4 protein-coding genes are annotated in these 18243 nt (G+C 70.0%); 3 read left to right on the top strand and 1 reads right to left on the bottom strand.

The genetic code is table 11. The annotated features are described in order from the left end of the window. Positions 1–316: 316 nt before the first annotated feature. The 3 genes from BLV94_RS34880 (at position 317) to BLV94_RS34870 (ending at position 17582) form a co-directional block, all read left to right on the top strand. Complete coding sequence (locus BLV94_RS34880) at positions 317–1633, top strand: HNH endonuclease (protein WP_072946309.1); 1317 nt, start codon at positions 317–319, stop codon at positions 1631–1633. Positions 1634–1751: 118 nt separating this feature from the next. Further along, positions 1752–2759 (top strand): NAD(P)H-dependent glycerol-3-phosphate dehydrogenase, encoded by a 1008-nt coding sequence (locus tag BLV94_RS34875; protein WP_072946310.1) that lies wholly within the window; start codon positions 1752–1754, stop codon positions 2757–2759. Positions 2760–2894: 135 nt separating this feature from the next. Next, positions 2895–17582: a non-ribosomal peptide synthetase gene (locus tag BLV94_RS34870; RefSeq protein ID WP_072946311.1), complete on the top strand. Its 14688-nt coding sequence runs from the start codon at positions 2895–2897 to the stop codon at positions 17580–17582. Here the strand turns inward: BLV94_RS34870 and BLV94_RS34865 are convergent. After that, the gene (locus tag BLV94_RS34865; RefSeq protein WP_072946312.1) at positions 17517–18233 is read right to left on the bottom strand and encodes a M50 family metallopeptidase; all 717 of its coding nucleotides are present in this window, start codon (positions 18231–18233) and stop codon (positions 17517–17519) included. The two genes, BLV94_RS34870 and BLV94_RS34865, sit on opposite strands and share 66 nt — an antisense overlap. Between the last annotated feature and the right edge of the window lie 10 nt (positions 18234–18243).

Raw genomic sequence — 18243 nt, 5'->3', positions numbered from 1 at the left:
GATCCAGTCGATGTGGACGGAGTCGATGTGGTCGAAGTGGAATCCGAAATTGGTTGCAGTACATGTCGAAGCCCTTGTTCTCGCATCCCTCGTCGGCACCGTTGCGGACCATGACCCGGCTCTTGACCCGGATGACCGCCCTCTTCGGTGTTCCGGGTAGAGCCCGCCAATTCCTCGCCGACAAGGGCATCCGCGTGGGCCGACGGTCAGCGCCTGCCCCTCCGCGGGGGCAGCGCCTGCGATTCGGGTATTGCCCTGCCTCGCGTCTCCAGCTACAATCGAACGTATATTCGAATAACCTTGGGGGAGGTTGGTTGTGGGGGCAATGCTTCTCGAGGAATTGCGCACATTCACGGCGCGACTGCAATGCGCCGAGGCGGCGAGTGGGGATCCGGGGTTGGGCATCGACCTGCTCGATGCGATCGAGACGTTGAAATCGGTCGGGTGCGCGGTACAGGCGGTGATCACCGACGATGTCGCGGCGAGCATCCGTGCGGACCGCAGGGCTCGGAAACGTCCACGATCCGAGTGGGGTCGGGGTATCGCGTCGCAGATTGCGCTGGCGCGCAGAGAATCCCCGAACCGGGGCGGCCGGCATCTGGGGTTCGCGCAGGCGCTGGTGCACGAAATGCCGCATACGTTGGCCATGCTGCAGACCGGTCGGCTGAACGAATGGCGAGCCACTCTGTTGGTCCGGGAGACAGCCTGCCTGTCCGCGACCGATCGGGCTATCGTGGATCGTCGGTTGTGTTCGGACCCATCAACACCCGACGGCGTCGGCGACCGCGGTCTGATCGCGCGGGCCAAAGCCCTGGCGGTCGAACTCGACGCCGCCTCGGCCGTCCGGCGGCATCGCAAGGCCGTGTCCGAGCGTCGGGTCACGACCCGTCCGGCCCCGGATTCGATGGCCTATCTGAGTGCGCTGATGCCGGTGGAGCAAGCGGTGTGCCTGCAGGCCACGCTGGGTCGGGATGCGGACAGTCTCATCGCGACCGGAAAGGGGCGGGGTCTCAGCCGAAATCAGCTGATGGTGGACTTGTTGTTCGAACGCGGCACCGGAGCGTCGGTGGCGTCGGGTGTGCCGGTGACGGTGAACCTGGTGCTCTCGGACGAGACGCTGCTGGCAGGCGGTCACGAGGCGGCGCAGCTTCAGGGGTTCGGGCCGGTGCCGGCCGGGATCGCGCGACAGCTGGTGGCCGACGCCCTCGATGATGACACCGAGACGTCGTTGCAGCGCGTGTATTCGTGCCCGCAGTCGGGGTCGTTGACGGCGATGGAATCGCAGTCCCGGACGTTCCCGAAAGGTCTGCGAAAACTGATCGATCTGCGGGATCAGACGTGCCGCACCCCGTGGTGTGACGCGCCGATCCGACACCACGACCACATCCGCTCACGGCGGCGGCGGGGTGCCACGACGGCGCACAACGGATCCGGCCTCTGCGAGGCCTGCAACTACGCGAAGGAAGGCGACGGTTGGACGGCCCGCCCCGTCCACAGACCCGGCCGCACCCACCTCGTCGACCTGGGCACCCCGACCGGGCACCACTACCGATCTTCGGCACCACCACTCCCGGCCGCCGCGCGGCAATCCGAGGTCGAGGCGGTGCTCATCGCACACGTGCGTGCGTCGTGACAGCACGATCACGCCTGGACGACACCGACCACCGGGACTTGCCGAATCAGCTTCGTGAACGCTTCACAAGTGCCACGCTTGAGACCATGGACAGCATCAATTCGATGAGTGATCGGTAATGGCCCGGCCGGTGCGCGTCGTCGTGCTCGGCGCCGGTTCGTGGGGAACGACGGTGGCCGGTCTCGCCGCCCACAACACACCGACCCTGCTGTGGGCGCGGAATTCGGATACCGCGGACGAGATCAATACGGAGCATCGCAACTCCCGCTACCTCGGCGAGCGGGCACTCCCCGACTCCATGCGCTCGACAGCCGACCTGGTGGAAGCGGCGCAGGAGGCCGACGTTCTCGTGGTCGGGGTGCCGTCGCACGCGGTCCGCAGCACCCTTACTCAGATCGCCAACGAGGTGCGGGCGTGGGTGCCGGTGCTGTCTCTGGCGAAGGGGCTGGAGCCGGGAACACGGTTGCGGCCCACCGAGGTGATCGCCGAGTGCCTGCCGGGGCATCCGGTCGGGCTTCTCGCCGGTCCCAATATTGCGCGGGAGATCGTCGACGGACTTGCGGCGGCGTCGGTCGTCGCCACCCAGGACGTGCGGGTCGCCACCGCGTTGCAGCCGTTGTTCGCGTCCGCGGTGTTCCGCGTGTACCGGAATACCGATGTGCTGGGCTGCGAACTCGGCGGTGTGCTGAAGAACATCGTGGCCATCGCGTCGGGGATGGCCGACGGGCTGGATGTCGGCGACAACACGCGCGCGATGGTCCTCGCACGCGGGCTGGCCGAGATGACCCGGCTGGGTGAGGCGATGGGCGCGAACCCGCGGACGTTCGCCGGGCTCACCGGGGTCGGAGACCTGATCGCCACGTGTATGAGCCCGAGTTCCCGCAACCGGCGGGTGGGCGAGTTCATTGCCCGCGGCATGACCGTCGAGGAGGCTGTCGCCAAGCTGGGGCAGGTGGCCGAGGGCGTCAAGACCGCCCCCACCGTGATGGAGTTGGCCCGCGACTACAACGTGGACATGCCCATCGCCGCGGAGGTCGAGGCGGTCGTCGCCGGACGGCAGACGCCGGAAGGCGCCTACCGTGGCCTGCGGAAAGTCGCTGCCGGCAGTGAGGACGAGGTGGCGTGATCGCACAACTGCAACCGGAAGTAGCACTATCTAGACGTTTCTAAGCAATCTCCTAGAAAACTGGGGCAGACTCCTGAAGGGAGGCACCCCAGCGAGCAGCGTCGTGCGGGGACGGATGCGTGAGAGAAGTCAGCGATGAGTTCACCGACCCCGATTGGTCCCGGAGACTCGCCGGCGCGCGCCTATCCGCTGTCGCCCGCACAGATGGGGATGTGGCTCGCGCAGCGCGTCGACCCTGCCGTTCCCGTGTCGGTCGCCCAGTACGTCGACATCCGCGGCGCGCTGAACCGTAGCGCTCTCGCGTCGGCGTGTGCTCGCGCTGCCGCCGAGTTCGAGTCGTTCTTCCTGCAGATCACCGAGGTCGGCGGTCAGCCGCGGCAATGGGTGGACCCGAGCCTCGACGCGACCGTGGGCTACATCGACTTCCGCGACGTTCCGGATCCCGAGACTTCGGCGCACGCGTGGATGCGCGCCGAGTCCACCGAACCGATCGACCTCCGGCATGACCGCCTGACCGTCTCGTACGTTCTCCACGTCGGGCACGACCACTACTTCTGGTATTCGCGCGCCCACCACGTCGCGATGGACGGTTTCGGGTCCATCACGCTGGTCTACCGGATCGCCGCGCTCTACACGGCAGCGGTGCACGGACTGCCGCCGCCCGCGAGCAGAACCCTCGGCCTGCGACGGATTCACGACCTCGAGATCGACTACCGCGACTCGGCGCGCCGGGACGCCGACCGGGAGTACTGGACCGACACCATGCGTGGCGTCACCCACCCGAGCACCCTCGCGCGCGGCCCCGCGCCTGCGGCCGCCGGTTCCCGGGACGTCAGCGGAATATTGTCCACCGAACTGGTCGATCGGCTCGAGAAATGCGCGGCGGCGCACGGGGTCAATCCTGCGACACTCACGGTCTGCGCGGTCGCCGGCTTTCTGGCGCGCACGACCGGCCAGGACGACGTCACGCTCAGCCTGCCGGTGTCGGCTCGCACGACGGCGGCGCTGCGCCGGTCCGGCGGGATGGTGTCCAATATTGTGCCGCTTCGGATCCCGGGTGCAGGGACGGCGACCGTCGGTGATCTGGTGGCCCGCACGCGTCTCGTGATGTCGGGTGCCCTGCGGCATCAGCGGTACCGGCACGAGGACATCCGCGCCGATGTGGGAGACGCTCTGTCCGGGCCGCGGCTGTTCGGCCCCGCCGTCAACATCATGCTGTTCCCGGAGGAACTCGAACTCGGTTCCCTGCGGAGTCAATTGCACGTGCTGTCTTCGGGTCCGATCGAGGACCTGCTGGTGAACCTGTACCGCTCCGGTCCCCACGGACGCGTGCATCTCGACTTCAAGGCGAATCCGCGACTGTATTCGCAGGACGAGCTGGACGGTCACCACACCAGATTCCTGCGGTATTTCCAGCGCTTCCTAGACGCCGAGACCGCGCACCCGATCGGTGATCTCCCCGTCCTCATGGAAAACGAAACCGCGGCGCTGGTCCCCTGCCCCGGACCGCCGGGCAGTGTGCCGGTCACTCTCGCCGACGTGTTCCGCGCTGCTGCCGCCCGGGACCCGGACGCGACGGCCGTCGTCGACGCCGGCCGGGAGGTCACCTACCGGGAACTCGACGAGTGGTCGGATCGGATCGGATCGACGCTGGCACGGTTCGGCGTCGGGTCCGGCGACGTGGTGGCGCTGGCGTTCCCACGGTCCTTCGACTATCTCTGCGCGGTCTGGGCCGTCGCGAAGACGGGTGCCGCATTCCTGCCGGTGGACCCGACGTACCCGGCGCCGCGTGTTCGGCACATGCTCGACGACTCCCGCGCGGCGATCGGGTTGACCTCCGCGGAGTTCGTCTCCACGTTGCCGGACGGCACCGAGTGGCTGCTGCTCGGCGAGGCCGCCCGCTCCGGAAGCCACGGTTTCCGCACGCCGGCAACACGACTCGACGACGCCGCGTATCTCATCTACACGTCCGGGTCGACCGGCGCCCCCAAGGGGGTGGTGGTCACGCACCGCGGGATCGCGAATCTGGTCTCCGCGCAGCGCACCCGACTGGACCTCGACGGGTCGGCGAGGGTTCTGCACGTCGCGTCGCCGAGTTTCGACGCCTCGGTCTTCGAGATGCTGATGGCCTTCGGTTCCGGTGCCGCACTGGTCGTCGCCCCGCCCGCGGCATACGGCGGATCCCTGCTGGCGCAGCTGATGACCACCGAAACGGTCACCCATGCCGTGCTCACCCCGTCGGTGCTGGCGTCGATGGAGCCCGCCGACGTCGAAGGTCTGCGCACCCTGGTCGTCGCCGGGGAGGCGTGCCCACCGGAACTGGTGTCGCGGTGGGGGTCCCGGTGCCGGATGATCGACGCCTACGGCCCGGCGGAGACCACCGTCATGGCGACCGTCAGCGGTCCCCTCCGCGGCTCCGCACCGGTCACCGTCGGCCGGCCGATCGACGGCGCGAGGGTAGTGGTCCTCGATCACCGGCTGCGCCCGGTTCCCGTCGGCGTGGCGGGCGAACTGTACGTCGCGGGACCGGCCCTCGCCCGCGGGTATCACCGCAGGGCCCGGCAGACGTCGGAACGGTTCGTCGCCGATCCGTACGGACCACCGGGTACCCGCATGTACCGCACCGGCGACACGGTCCGCTGGACCTGCGACCACGAACTCGAGTATCTCGGGCGCAGCGACGCGCAGGTGAACCTGCGGGGCCTGCGCGTCGAGCCTGGGGAGATCGACGCCACGCTCCGCCGGCATCCGGCGGTTCGGTTCGCCGTCACCGTGATTCGCTCGCAGGCCGCCGGTGATCAGCTCGTGTCGTACGTGGGCGCCGACACCGTGACGGAGCGTGAGTTGCTGTCGTTCCTCACCGCCGAGCTGCCCCCGCATCTCGTGCCTGCCGACGTCGTCGTGCTCCCCCACCTTCCGCTGACCCCGTCCGGCAAGCTGGATCGCGCTGCCCTTCCCGAGCCGCACACCCGGTCGGCTACCAGGGTCGCTCCCGAGGGCGCCCGGGAACGGACGCTCCACGCCCTCTACGCCGACATCCTCGGGACGTCCGATTTCGGTGTGGACGAGTCGTTCTTCGCGCTCGGCGGCGACAGCATCATGGCGATTCAGCTCGCCGCCCGGGCGCGGAGCGCCGGAGTGTCGTTCACCCCGCGTGACGTGTTCGAGCAGCGGACAGTGTCCCGACTCGGCGTCGTCGCCGGCGACGACCCGAGTGGACCGACCCTCGAGGAACTCCCCGGCGGCGGGATCGGCGAGATGCCACTCCCCCCGGCTGCCCGGTTCCTCTTCGACCGCGTCGGGGTCGTCGACCGGTACGCACAGGCTGTGGTGGTGGAATTGCCGCGGGGTGTGGACGCGCAGAAACTGCACACGGTGATCGGCGCCGTCGTCGATCGGCACGACGCGCTGCGGGCGCGCCTCGGACGCCACTCCGACGGGACGGCATTCCTCACGGTGAGCCCGGCCGGCGCTCCGCTGCCGGACGGCACGATCACGCGGGTCACGCTGCCCGCCGACGCGGACGCCGACCCCGACCCCGCGCAGCGGACGCGGGGCGAGCACGAGTCGGCGGTTCGACGGTTGAATCCGGTTGCGGGCGTGATGATGCAGTGCGTCTGGCTCGATCCCGGAGCGGAAGAGACCGTGCGTCGTGGACGGCTGCTCTTCGTCGCGCATCACCTGGTGGTCGACGGGGTCTCGTGGCGGATCCTGATCGGCGACCTCGCCGCGGCGTGGGCGCAACTCGAGGTCGGAGCGTCGCCCAGCCTTTCTCCTGTCGGCACGTCCCTGCGCCGGTGGTCACACGGACTGGCCGAGGAGGCGCAGCGCCCCGGCCGCAGGTCCGAACTGTCGTTCTGGCGCGCTATGACGTCGGTCGAGGATCCGCCGCTCGGCACCCGGCCACTCGACCCACGACGTGACATGAATTCGACGGTGGACCGGATCCACACGAGAACATCGGCAACGCACGCGCTGCTCACCGACGTTCCGGCCGCCTTCCGCTGCGAGGTCAACGACGCACTGCTCACCGCCCTCGCCCTCGCTCTCGCGCAGTGGCAACGCCGCCGCGGACGACCGGCCACGGTGCCGGTGATCCGGCTCGAGGGCCACGGCCGCGAGGAGGCGGTGCTGCCCGGCGCCGATCTGTCCCGCACCGTCGGGTGGTTCACCAGTATTTTTCCGATCCGCCTCGACCTGGGGGACCTCGACCTGGACGACGCCGGCACCGCCATCACGGTGGTCAAGGAACAGTTACGGGCGGTGCCCGACAAGGGCATCGGTTACGGCCTGCTGCGTCGTCCGGGGGACGAGACCGGCCAGATCGCGTTCAATTACCTCGGACGGCTCGACAACACTGATTCCGAGCATGATTGGCGGCCGGTGCGGGACGGCCCCGCCGTGTTCTCCTCCGCCGAACCGTCGATGCCGGTCACCGCGCTGATCGACATCACCGCGTTCACCACCCACGGCGCCCTCGACGCCACGTTCGACTTCCCGACGGGTGCGATTGCGGCAGAAGACGTACGGGCTCTGGCCGATCTGTGGGAGCAGGCGCTGACAGCCCTCGCCGCGGTGGCGCGTTCCCCACACACGAGTGGGCTCACGCCGTCCGACCTGTCGCTGGTCGCCGTGGACCGCGAGGACATCGAGGAATGGGAACGCGACCGTCCGGGTCTGCTCGACGTGTGGCCGCTGACACCGTTGCAGTCGGGGCTGCTGTTCCACGCGGCGCTCGCAGGCGCGGAGGGCGATCCCTACGCGATGCAGGTGGTCCTGACCCTGTCCGGGCACCTCGACCGGGACCGGCTCCGAAGCGCGTGCGGCGCCGTCCTCGCGGGGCACGCGAATCTGCGCACCGCCTTCGTGCGCGACGGTCGCGGCGTCCCGGTGCAACTCGTACTCGGCGACGTGCCGCCGCGGTGGCGGCACGTCGACGTCACCGATACCGGTGCCGAGCAGATCCTGCTCGACGACCGCGCCACGCGCTTCGACCTGTCGGCCCCACCGCTGATTCGGTTCACACTGCTGTCGCGGGGTCCGGACCGTGCCGAACTGGCGATCACCGCCCACCACATCGTGCTGGACGGCTGGTCCATGCCGCTGTTGGTGCGTGAACTCCTCACCGCCTACCGAGGCGGTGACTCCCGCACCGAGCGGCCGGATTCGAGCCCCTATCGCGACTTCCTGGAGTGGCTCGCGGCGCGGGACACCGACGCCTCGGCGCGGGCGTGGGTCGCGGCGCTCGACGGCATCACCGAGCCGGCCGCGCCGGCGGACGACACCCCCACCACGTCCGAGTCGGTGCTGGAACTGAGTGAGCAGGACACCCGCAGGCTGACGGCCCGCGCGAGCGAACTCGGAGTCACGCTGAGCACCATCGTCCAGGCGGCCTGGGGAATCGTCCTCGGGCGGGCGACCGGACGCGACGACGTCGTGATCGGCGAGGCCGTCTCCGGCAGGCCCCCGGAACTCGCCGGCGTGGAGAGCGCGGTGGGATTGTTCGTCAACACCGTCCCCGTGCGGATCCCCCTCGATCCCGGCATCGACGTCGCCGCGCTGCTCACCCGCCTGCAGGCCGAGCACGTTCACCTGCTCGAACACCACTGGCTGGGCCTCGCAGACATTCAGCGGGCGGTCGGGGTCGCGCCCCTGTTCGACACACTGGTCGCGTTCGAGTCGTACCCTGTGGACCGCACCGCGCTGCCGGAACCCACGGACGGACTGACCTTGGACGGCGTTCACGCACACGACGCCTCGCACTACGCCGTGACGCTCGCGGTGACGGCGGCCCCGACCCTGCGGCTGACGGCGAAATGCCGGTCACCGCGCTACGACGGCGCGGCCCTGCTCGCACGGGTCGGCCGCGTGCTCGACTGCATGGGCAGGGATCCGCACGTCGCCCTCGGCAGCCTCGACCTTCTCGGTGCGGCGGAGCGGGAGCGGGTGCTGCGCACCTGGAACGCGACGGACGCACCGGTGCCCTCGACCACCCTGGTGGATCTGGTCGACGCGCAGGTCCAGCGTTCGCCCGGTGCCGTGGCGGTGGAGTTCGGCGCGGATCGGTTGACGTACGCGGAGTTCGACGCACGGGTGAACCGGCTGGCCCGGTATCTCGTGGCGAGGGGCGTCGGACCGGAAAGCGTCGTCGGGGTGGCGGTTCCCCGTTCGATTCGGCTTCTCGTCGCGCTGCACGCGGTGCTGAAGGCCGGCGGCGCCTATCTACCCGTGGATCCCGGGCACCCGCCCGGACGGACCGCCCTCGTACTCGACTCGACAGCACTGGTCCTCACGTCCGGTGCCGGGAACGGCACGGTCCCGGACGGAGTCGCTGTCGTGGACCTCGACCGGCTGGACGTCGCCGGGTACGACCCACGACCGATCACCGATTCCGAGAGACGTGCACCGTTGCGCCCGGCGAACGCCGCGTACGTCATCTATACATCCGGTTCCACGGGACGGCCCAAGGGCGTGACGGTAACGCACGAGATGATGGTCAACCAGTTTCGGTGGGCGCAGACGCTGACGCCGCTCGACGGCACCGATGCGGTGCTGCACAAGACCCCGCTCACGTTCGACATCTCCGCGTGGGAACTGCTCTGGCCCTTACACACCGGCGCACGGGTGGTGGTCACCGAACCCGGCGGACACCAGGACCCCGCCTATCTGGCGCGGACCGTCGCGCAGCAGTCGATCACGACGCTCCACGTCGTTCCGTCGATGCTCGACGCCCTCCTGGCGCAGTGCGGGCCGCAGGTGCCCTCGACTGTGCGTCGCGTGTATTCGGCGGGCGAGTCGCTGTCCGCGGCGACGGCAGCACGATTCGCGGAACGCAGTGCGGCTGCGCTGTACAACTGGTACGGCCCGTGCGAGGCCGCGGTGGCGACGTCGGAGTCGATCGACGGCAACGAGATCGGCGCGGCGGTCTCCCTCGGCGGCCCCGTCCACAACGTACGTACGTATGTGCTCGACCGCCGGCTGCGACCGGTGCCGGTCGGGACGAGCGGCGAGTTGTATCTTGCCGGTGCGTACCTGGCGCGCGGTTACGCCGGACGCCCCGACCTGACGGCCGAACGCTTCGTCGCCGAACCGTTCGGCGGAACGGGCGGGCGGATGTATCGCACCGGCGACGTGGTGCGGTGGAACGGGGCGGGCAGGCTCGAGTACCTCGGGCGCAGCGACTTCCAGGTCAAACTTCGCGGCCAGCGCATCGAACCCGGCGAGATCGAAACCGCGTTGACGTCCGACCCGGCGGTGACCCGAGCGGCGGTCACCGTGCACCGCGACCGGGACGCCGGAGACCGGCTGATCGCGTACATCGTGGCCGCGGACGGTGCACCGCCGGACGAGCGGCGGATCGCCGGCCGTCTCGCCGGACTGCTCCCGGCCTACATGATTCCGTCCGCCTTCGTCCCGCTTCCCGAACTGCCCGTCACGTCCAGCGGAAAGCTGGATCGCGCCGCCCTGCCGGAACCCTCGCCCGCGAGGCCTGCGTCCGATCCGCCGGCCACACCCACCGAGGACGTGATCGCGTTCGTGTTCGCGGAGGTGACCGGCACCGCGTCCGTGGGACGGTGCGACAACTTCTTCGCCGCCGGAGGAAACTCGCTGACCGCGGCGCAGGCCGCCGCCCGCGTCGGAGCGGCGCTGGGAACCACCGTCGACCTCCGTGCACTGTTCGACCACCCGACGGTCGCGGAACTGTCGGCGTATCTCGCGGATCGCGCACACGAGACCGCGCAGGCTCCGCTGGTCGCCCGCGCCCCGGCCGCCCACGTGCCGCTGTCCCTCGCCCAGCAACGTCTGTGGTTCCTGAACCGGCTCGACGGACTCTCGGCCACCGACAGCATTCCCGTCGTGCTCCGCCTCACCGGCACCGTGGACGAAACGGCGTTGTGTGCGGCCGTGCGTGACGTGATCGACCGCCACGAACCCCTGCGCACCGTCTATCCCGAGCACGACGGGATACCGTGCCAGCACGTTCTCCCCGCGACCGCCGTTCCGCCGTGCACGGTGTGGAAGACGCCGAACCCGGCCGGCCGGGTGCGGGAACTGCTGTCGGCGGGATTCGACCTCACCGCCGAACCCCCGGTACGCGCCGAACTTCTCACGGTCGGTGCCGGCGAGTGGGTGCTCGCCCTGGTCGTCCATCACATCAGTGCCGACGGGTTCTCGCTGGGACCGCTCGCCCGGGACGTGATGACGGCGTACCGCGCGCGGGTGCAGGGTGGCACACCGGTGTGGACGCCACTGCCGGTCCGTTACGCCGACTACGCCCTCTGGCAGCGTGAACTGCGGGACCGGCAGCCGGGTCTGGCGTACTGGAGACAGACCCTGTCCGGGATGCCCGAACTGCTCACCCTGCCGTTCGACCGTCCCCGCCCGCCGGTCGCGACGCATCGCGGCGCCGACGTCGCGTTCACCCTCGACGCGGAGGCGCACCGGCAGATTCGTGCCCTCGCGCGCACCCACGACGCCACTCCGTTCATGGTCGTGCACGCGGCGCTGGCCGTTCTCGCGGCCAGGCTCGGCGGTACCGCGGACGTCGTGATCGGCACTCCGATCGCGGGGCGCGGGCCGCGCGCACTCGACGACCTCGTCGGGATGTTCGTCAACACCCTGGTGTTGCGGACGAACCTCGCACTCCACGACTCGTTCGCCGGCACCCTCGCCTGCGTGCGGGACGTCGACCTCGCCGCCTACTCCCACTCGGACGTCTCGTTCGAGGAGATCGTGGAGGCGGTCGCGCCGGAGCGGTCGCGTGGTCGCAATCCGCTGTTCCAGCTGGCGCTCGCCTATCACAACACGGCACCGGTCGTGGTCGATCTGCCGGAGGTCACCGCCGCTGTCGTCGAGATCGACACGCACACGGCGAAATTCGACCTCCAGCTCACCGTCTCCGAATCGCTCGACGGCGACGGCGGCCCCGGACCCCTCTCCTGCGTCTTCACCTACGCCACCGACCTGTTCGACGAGGCCACCGTTTCCGGGTTCGCGGACCGGTTCCGGCGGGTGCTCCACACCGCACTCGCCCATCCGCGCGTGGTGATCGGTGACATCGACGTCCGGGGCGGCGAGGAGAAGGCGACACGCCACGCCGGTGCGCCGTCGTTGCCGCCGCGGACGCTGCCCGACCTGATGTCGGCGGCCGCCGAACGGAATCCGGCGGGTCCGGCGCTGACGGCGGACGGGCGGACCATGACGTATCGCGAACTGGATGCCGCGTCGAATCGTCTCGCCCGGGCGCTGATGCGGCGCGGGGCCGGACCCGAGACGATCGTCGCTCTCGCGCTGCCGCGCTCGGCGCTGTCCGTCGTCTCGGTGTGGGCCGTCGCGAAGACGGGGGCCGCGTTCGTGCCCGTGGACCCGCGCTACCCCGCCGCGCGGATCGAGTACCTGCTGGACGACTCCGGCGCCGCACTCGGGCTGACCACCGTCGCGGAGCGCGCGGCCCTGCCGGACGGGACGGACTGGCTGCTGCTCGACTCCCCGGACTTCCGAACCGAATGTCGCGGTTACTCTTCGGCCGCGATCGCGGACTCCGAACGTTCGCGGCCGCTGGAGGTGCGTCACCCCGCATACGTGATCTACACGTCCGGTTCGACGGGAAAACCCAAGGGCGTGGCGGTGACCCACACCGGTCTCGCCGATTTCACGGCGGAACAGCGGGAGCGCTATGCGGTGACGGCGGCCTCGCGGACACTGCATGCGTCGTCCCCCGGCTTCGACGGCGCGGTGCTGGAGATTCTGCTCGCTCTCGGTGCGGGCGCCTGCATGGTGCTCACACCTCCGACGGTGCAGGGCGACGATCCGCTCACGGACGTGCTGGCCGGGGAGCGGGTCAGCCACGTGTTCACCACGCCGACGGTGCTGGCGACGGTCGACCCCCGCGGCCTGCACGACCTGCAGGTGGTCGTGGTGGGCGGCGAACCCTGCCCGCCGGACCTCGTGAAAGTGTGGGCGCCGCTGAGACACATGTCGTTGTTCAACGGATACGGCCCGACCGAGACGACGGTGATGACGACGATCAGCGACCCGTTGGTGGCCGATCAGCCGGTCACCATCGGCCACCCGGTCCGCGGCGCCGCGGTAGTCCTGCTGGATGCGCGTCTGCACCCGGTTCCGACGGGGGTGGCCGGCGAACTCTACATCTGCAGTCCCGGCGTCGCGCGCGGCTACCATCGCAGGCCCGCGCTCACCGCCGCACGGTTCGTCGCCTGCCCGTTCGGCAGCGCCGGGGACCGGATGTACCGGACGGGCGACGTGGGCCGGTGGTGCCGCGACGGGTCGATCGAGTACCTGTACCGCAACGACGCCCAGATCGAACTGCGGGGTGTGCGAATCGAACTCGGCGAGATCGACGCGACCCTCCTCACCCACCCGGGCGTGCGGTTCACGGCGACGGATGTGCGCGAACTGCGCGACGGTGTCGACGCACTCGTCTCGTACGTGCTCCCGGAGCGGGGCGAGACGGTCGATCCGGAGCAGCTGATCCGCTTTGCGTCGACGCGCCTGCCCGCACTACTGGTACCCGCGATCGTGGTCGTCGTGGACGCCGTGCCGCTCACCGTCAACGGGAAACTGGACCGCTCGGCGCTGCCCGACCCCGTTCCGGCCGCAACCGACTTCGAGGCCCCGCACACACCCGCCGAGCGGGTGGTGGCGACAGCGTTCGCCGAGGTCCTCGGGCTCGACCTCGTGGGACGCGACGAGAACTTCTTCGCCCTCGGTGGCACATCGCTGTCCGCGACACGCGCCGTGTCCCGGATCGGTGCCGCGCTGGAGACGTCGGTGCCGGTACGCGCAGTCTTCGACACCCCGACCGTCTCCGCACTCGCGGCGGCCGTCACCGAGCAGACCGACGGCGCGGCGCACGTGCCCCTGACCGTGCGTCCGCGCCCGCCCCGCGTACCGCTGTCGCCTGCGCAGCAACGACTGTGGTTCCTCGCCCGCCTCGCACCCGGCTCCCCCGAATACAACATCCCGATGGCGCTGCGGCTCGACGGAACACTCGACGTCGCCGCCCTCACCGCGGCCGTGGCGGATGTGGTCGGCAGGCACGAACCGCTGCGCACCCTGTATCCCGACAGTGACGGCGTCGCGTACCAGCAGGTGATCCCGGTTGCTCGGGCCACCCCGTCCCTCCGGCCGATATCCGTGGCCAGGGGCGACGTCGCCGCGCGGGTCGCGACGTTCGCGTCGCAGGGTTTCACCCTGGGCGCCGAACCGCCGATCCGCGCCCGGCTGTTCGCTCTCGCCACCGACGAGTGGGTGCTCGCCGTCATGGTCCATCACATCAGCGCGGACGGGTTCTCGGTGGCGCTGCTCGTCCACGATCTGATGACCGCCTACAAGGCCCGGGTCGCGGGCGAGGCGCCGCGGTGGGCCCCACTGCCCGTCCAGTACACGGACTACACCCTGTGGCAGCACGAACTGCTGGGCGAGAGCGACGATCCGCGGTCCGTCGCGGCGCGGGAACTGTCGTACTGGAAGGACACGTTGTCCGGTGCGCCGGAACAGTTGTCGCTACCCACCGACCGGCCGCATCCGGCCATCGCGTCGCACCGCGGCGGCACCGTCGAATTCGCGCTCGACGACGCGCTCTACCGCGCCGTCGAGCACACCGCGTCGACGTGCGCCGTCACCCCGTTCATGGTGGTGCACGCCGTGTTCGCCGTGCTGCTCGCGAAGCTGAGCGGGTCCACGGACATCGTGATCGGTACCCCCGTCGCCGGACGCGGAGATCAGGCGCTCGACGAACTGGTCGGCATGTTCGTCAACAACCTGGTTCTGCGCACCGAGGTGAGTCCCGCGGAAAGCTTCGCGGACCTGCTCGGCCGGGTGCGGGAGGACGACCTCGACGCGTTCGCGCACTCCACCGTCCCGTTCGAGACCGTGGTCGAGGCGCTCGACCCCACCCGGTCACGCGCCCGCAATCCCCTGTTCCAGGTGGCCCTGGCGTTCCAGAACCTCGACCACACCCCGCTCACCCTGCCCGGACTGCGGGTGTCGGCGACGACTCCCCCCACCCGGTCGGCCCGATTCGACCTGCAGCTCACCGTGACCGCCGATCCCGGCCCGTCGACGGAACGCACCCGGCGCACGGCTGTGTTCACCTACGCCACCGACCTGTTCGACCATCACACGGTCGTGGACCTGGGGGAACGATTCCTCCGGACGTTGAGCGAGGCTGTCGCGCAACCGCATCGGGCTGTCGGCGACCTCGCCCTCGTCGATCCGGACCCGGATGTCCCGGTCGCGGCGCCGTCTTCCGGTGAGACCCTCGTCGATCTGTTCGAGCGGCACGTCGCCACGTCGCCGGACGCCGAAGCGGTCGTCGCCGGCGACCGCGTGCTCACCTACGGTGAACTCGACCGTCAGATCAATCGGCTCGCCCGCCACCTGATCCACGCAGGTGCAGGCCCGGAGTCTCTGGTGGGATTGGCGATTCGCCGCTCCGCCGATCTCCTCGTCGCAATGTATGCCGTCGCGAAAACGGGCGCGGCGTACGTGCCGATCGACCCCGACCAGCCCGCGCAGCGCAACGCCCAGATCATCCGCGCCTCGGACGCGCGGGTCGTCCTCACCACCGAACGCGATCGGTTCGACCTCGCCGACGTCCTGCCCGCGGACACACGGCTCGTCGTCGTCGACCGGGTGGACCTGTCCGGGGTCGATCCGTCGCCGATTTCCGACCGCGACCGGACCGCTCCCCTGAGGGCGCAGAACCCCGCGTACGTGATCCACACGTCGGGATCGACGGGCACCCCCAAGGGGGTCGTCGTGACCCATGCGGCCGTCGTGAGCTTCCTGACCTGGCGGCAGGACACCGACCCGCTCGGTGCCGGCGACACGGTGATGCTCAAGCTGCAGTACACGTTCGACGCCTCGGTCCGCGAATTCTGGTGGCCGCTGATCGCCGGTGCGCGGCTGGTGATCGCCCGCCCGGACGGCCACCGCGACCCCCGGCATCTCGCCGAGCTGATCGGTCGGCACCGGGTGACCGCCGGATACTTCCTTCCGCTGATGCTGGCCGAGATCCTCGCGATCCCCGACGCGGATCTCACGTCACTGCGGCAGGTGTCCTGCGGCGGCGAGGTTCTGCCGCCGGACACCGCCCACCGTTTCCACGCACGGTGCCCGGTCACGGTGCTCTACAACGAGTACGGCCCGACCGAGACGGCCGTCGCCGTGACCCGCACGGTCGTCGGTCCTGTCGATACGACCGTCCCGATCGGTGTGCCGCAGAACGGTGTCGGTGCACTCGTGCTGGATTCGCGGCTGCATCCGGTGCCTGCCGGCGTCCCGGGTGAGCTCTACCTGTCGGGCGCCCAGTTGGCCCGTGGGTATCTCGGGCAGCCGGGGACGACGGCCTCCCGATTCCCGGCCAATCCGTGGGGACCGCCCGGTCAGCGGATGTACCGGACCGGCGACGTGGTCAGTCGCCGGCGCGACGGCACGATCGACTACCTCGGCCGGCGGGATCTCCAGGTGAAGATCCGGGGTCAGCGCGTCGAACTCGAGGAGATCGAGACGGCGCTGCGCCGCAACACCACCGTCGCGCAGTCCGCGGCGGCCGTCTACGAATCCCCGGCCACGGGGTCCCGGCTGGTCGGCTACGTCGTGCCGCGTCCGGGCGCGGTCGTGGACACCCGTGCCGTGTCGGCGGAACTGGCGCAGCGACTGCCCCGGTACATGGTGCCCAACCAGATCGTGGTGCTGGAGGCACTGCCGTCGACACCCCACGGCAAACTGGATCGGCGGGCGCTCCCCGATCCGGGTGTGCCACGGGCGCAGCGGTTCCGTCCCCCGACGACCCGCACCGAGAAACTGGTCACCGCGGTGTTCGCGGACGTGCTGGGCACCGGTCTGGTGGGGCTGGACGACAATTTCTTCGAGCTGGGCGGCAACTCGTTGTCCGCGACCAGGGCGGCGTCGCGGCTGCACACATCGACGCACGTCGAGGTCCGCCTCGACTGGTTCTTCACCGACGCGACCGCGGAGAGCATCGCCGCGCGGATCTCGTCGAGTTTCGCCGCCGCCTCCGACGCCTCCGCGGCGCTCGAGGTGCTGCTGCCGCTGCGAGCGGACGGCGAACGGGAGCCGCTGTTCTGCATCCATCCGGCCGTCGGGTTGGCCTGGTGCTATTCGGGATTGACCGCGCATCTGCGCCCCGACCGCGCGGTCTGGGGTGTGCAATCCCCCGCCGTGACCGAAGGCGGCGACCGGTTGACGACGATCACGGATCGCGCCGCTCGCTACGTGCGGGAGATCCGCCGCGTGCAGCCGCGGGGGCCGTACCACCTGCTCGGGTACTCCGTGGGCGGCGTGATCGCGCACGCGATGGCGGTCGAGTTGCGCTCGTGCGGCGAGGACGTGCGTGTGCTGGCGATGATCGACAGCTACGCGTCGGCGGAGCGGGACATCCCGGCACCGACACTGCCGGAACTGCTCGCGGAATTCGGGGGCGGCGCATCGGAACAGCTGGGTCCGGAACAGTTGGCCCGGTTGTACGAGGACTACGTCGACGTTATCGACGCCGCCGCCGACTTCGTGCCCGGGCACTTCGACGGCAGCCTGCTGTTCTTCGGCGCGGCCAGCGACGGCTCCCGGCCCACGGCCGCGTGCGCGACGTGGCGCCCGTGGATCGGCGGGGACGTGATCGCCCACACCGTCGACCGCCCGCACGCGCAGATGACCGACCCGGAGGCGCTGGCCGTCATCGGACCGATCCTGGCCGGCTACCTCGACTGCATCTCAGCCGCCGACGGGACGGAGAATCCACCAGCCACCCAGCGCGAGACAGCTCAGCGTGACGAGTAGGGACAATCCCACCCACACGATGCCGGGAACGTGGGTGAGCCGCGCCAGTTGATCCGCGTCCGACTCCGGGGCCGCGCCGCGGGCCCGTTGACGCTGCAGTTCCAGGACCGGTCTCGGGGCGGCGACGAGCATGAACAGCGTGATCAGATAGGCCGCGGCCACCTGCTGGTCCTGCGTGCCGAACCACACGAGCCCGAACAGCAGCGCCCCGACCACCGTGAGGGAGAACAATCCGTACAGGTTCCGGACGAGGATCAGCATGGCCGCGAGAGCCACGACACCGATCCACAGCACAGCGACCGCGTGCTGGGTGCCCAGCACCCAGGCCGCGCCGAGACCCAGAACGGCGGGACCCACGTAGCCGGCGAACGTCATGAGGACCACGCCGATCCCGGTCGGTTTACCGGACGAGATGGCCACACCCGACGTGTCCGAGTGCAGCCGCACCCCCTTCAACGTGCGACCGAACAGCAGGGCGACCACCAGGTGCGCACCCTCGTGCACGATGGTCACCACATTGCGGGTGATTCGCCAGGCGTGTGGTTCGAGGACGAGTATCACGGCCACCACCGCCGTGAGCTGAACGATCCAGGGAGCCGGCGCGGGGCTGACGGCGCTCATGCGCTCCCACAGCGAGTGAAGTCCATTCATCGGCGCCGAG

Origin of the sequence: Rhodococcus koreensis (assembly GCF_900105905.1) — a bacterium.
In the GTDB taxonomy this organism is placed as follows: Bacteria; Actinomycetota; Actinomycetes; order Mycobacteriales; family Mycobacteriaceae; genus Rhodococcus_F; species Rhodococcus_F koreensis.
This window is presented reverse-complemented; position numbering and strand designations above follow the sequence as displayed.

What these genes read in the sequence shown, in the direction of transcription:
- BLV94_RS34875 (WP_072946310.1), top strand. Translation starts at nt 1,752, where the DNA reads ATGGCCCGGCCGGTGCGCGTCGTCGTGCTCGGCGCCGGTTCGTGGGGA.
- BLV94_RS34870 (WP_072946311.1), top strand. Translation starts at nt 2,895, where the DNA reads ATGAGTTCACCGACCCCGATTGGTCCCGGAGACTCGCCGGCGCGCGCC.
- BLV94_RS34865 (WP_072946312.1), bottom strand. Translation starts at nt 18,233, where the DNA reads ATGAATGGACTTCACTCGCTGTGGGAGCGCATGAGCGCCGTCAGCCCC.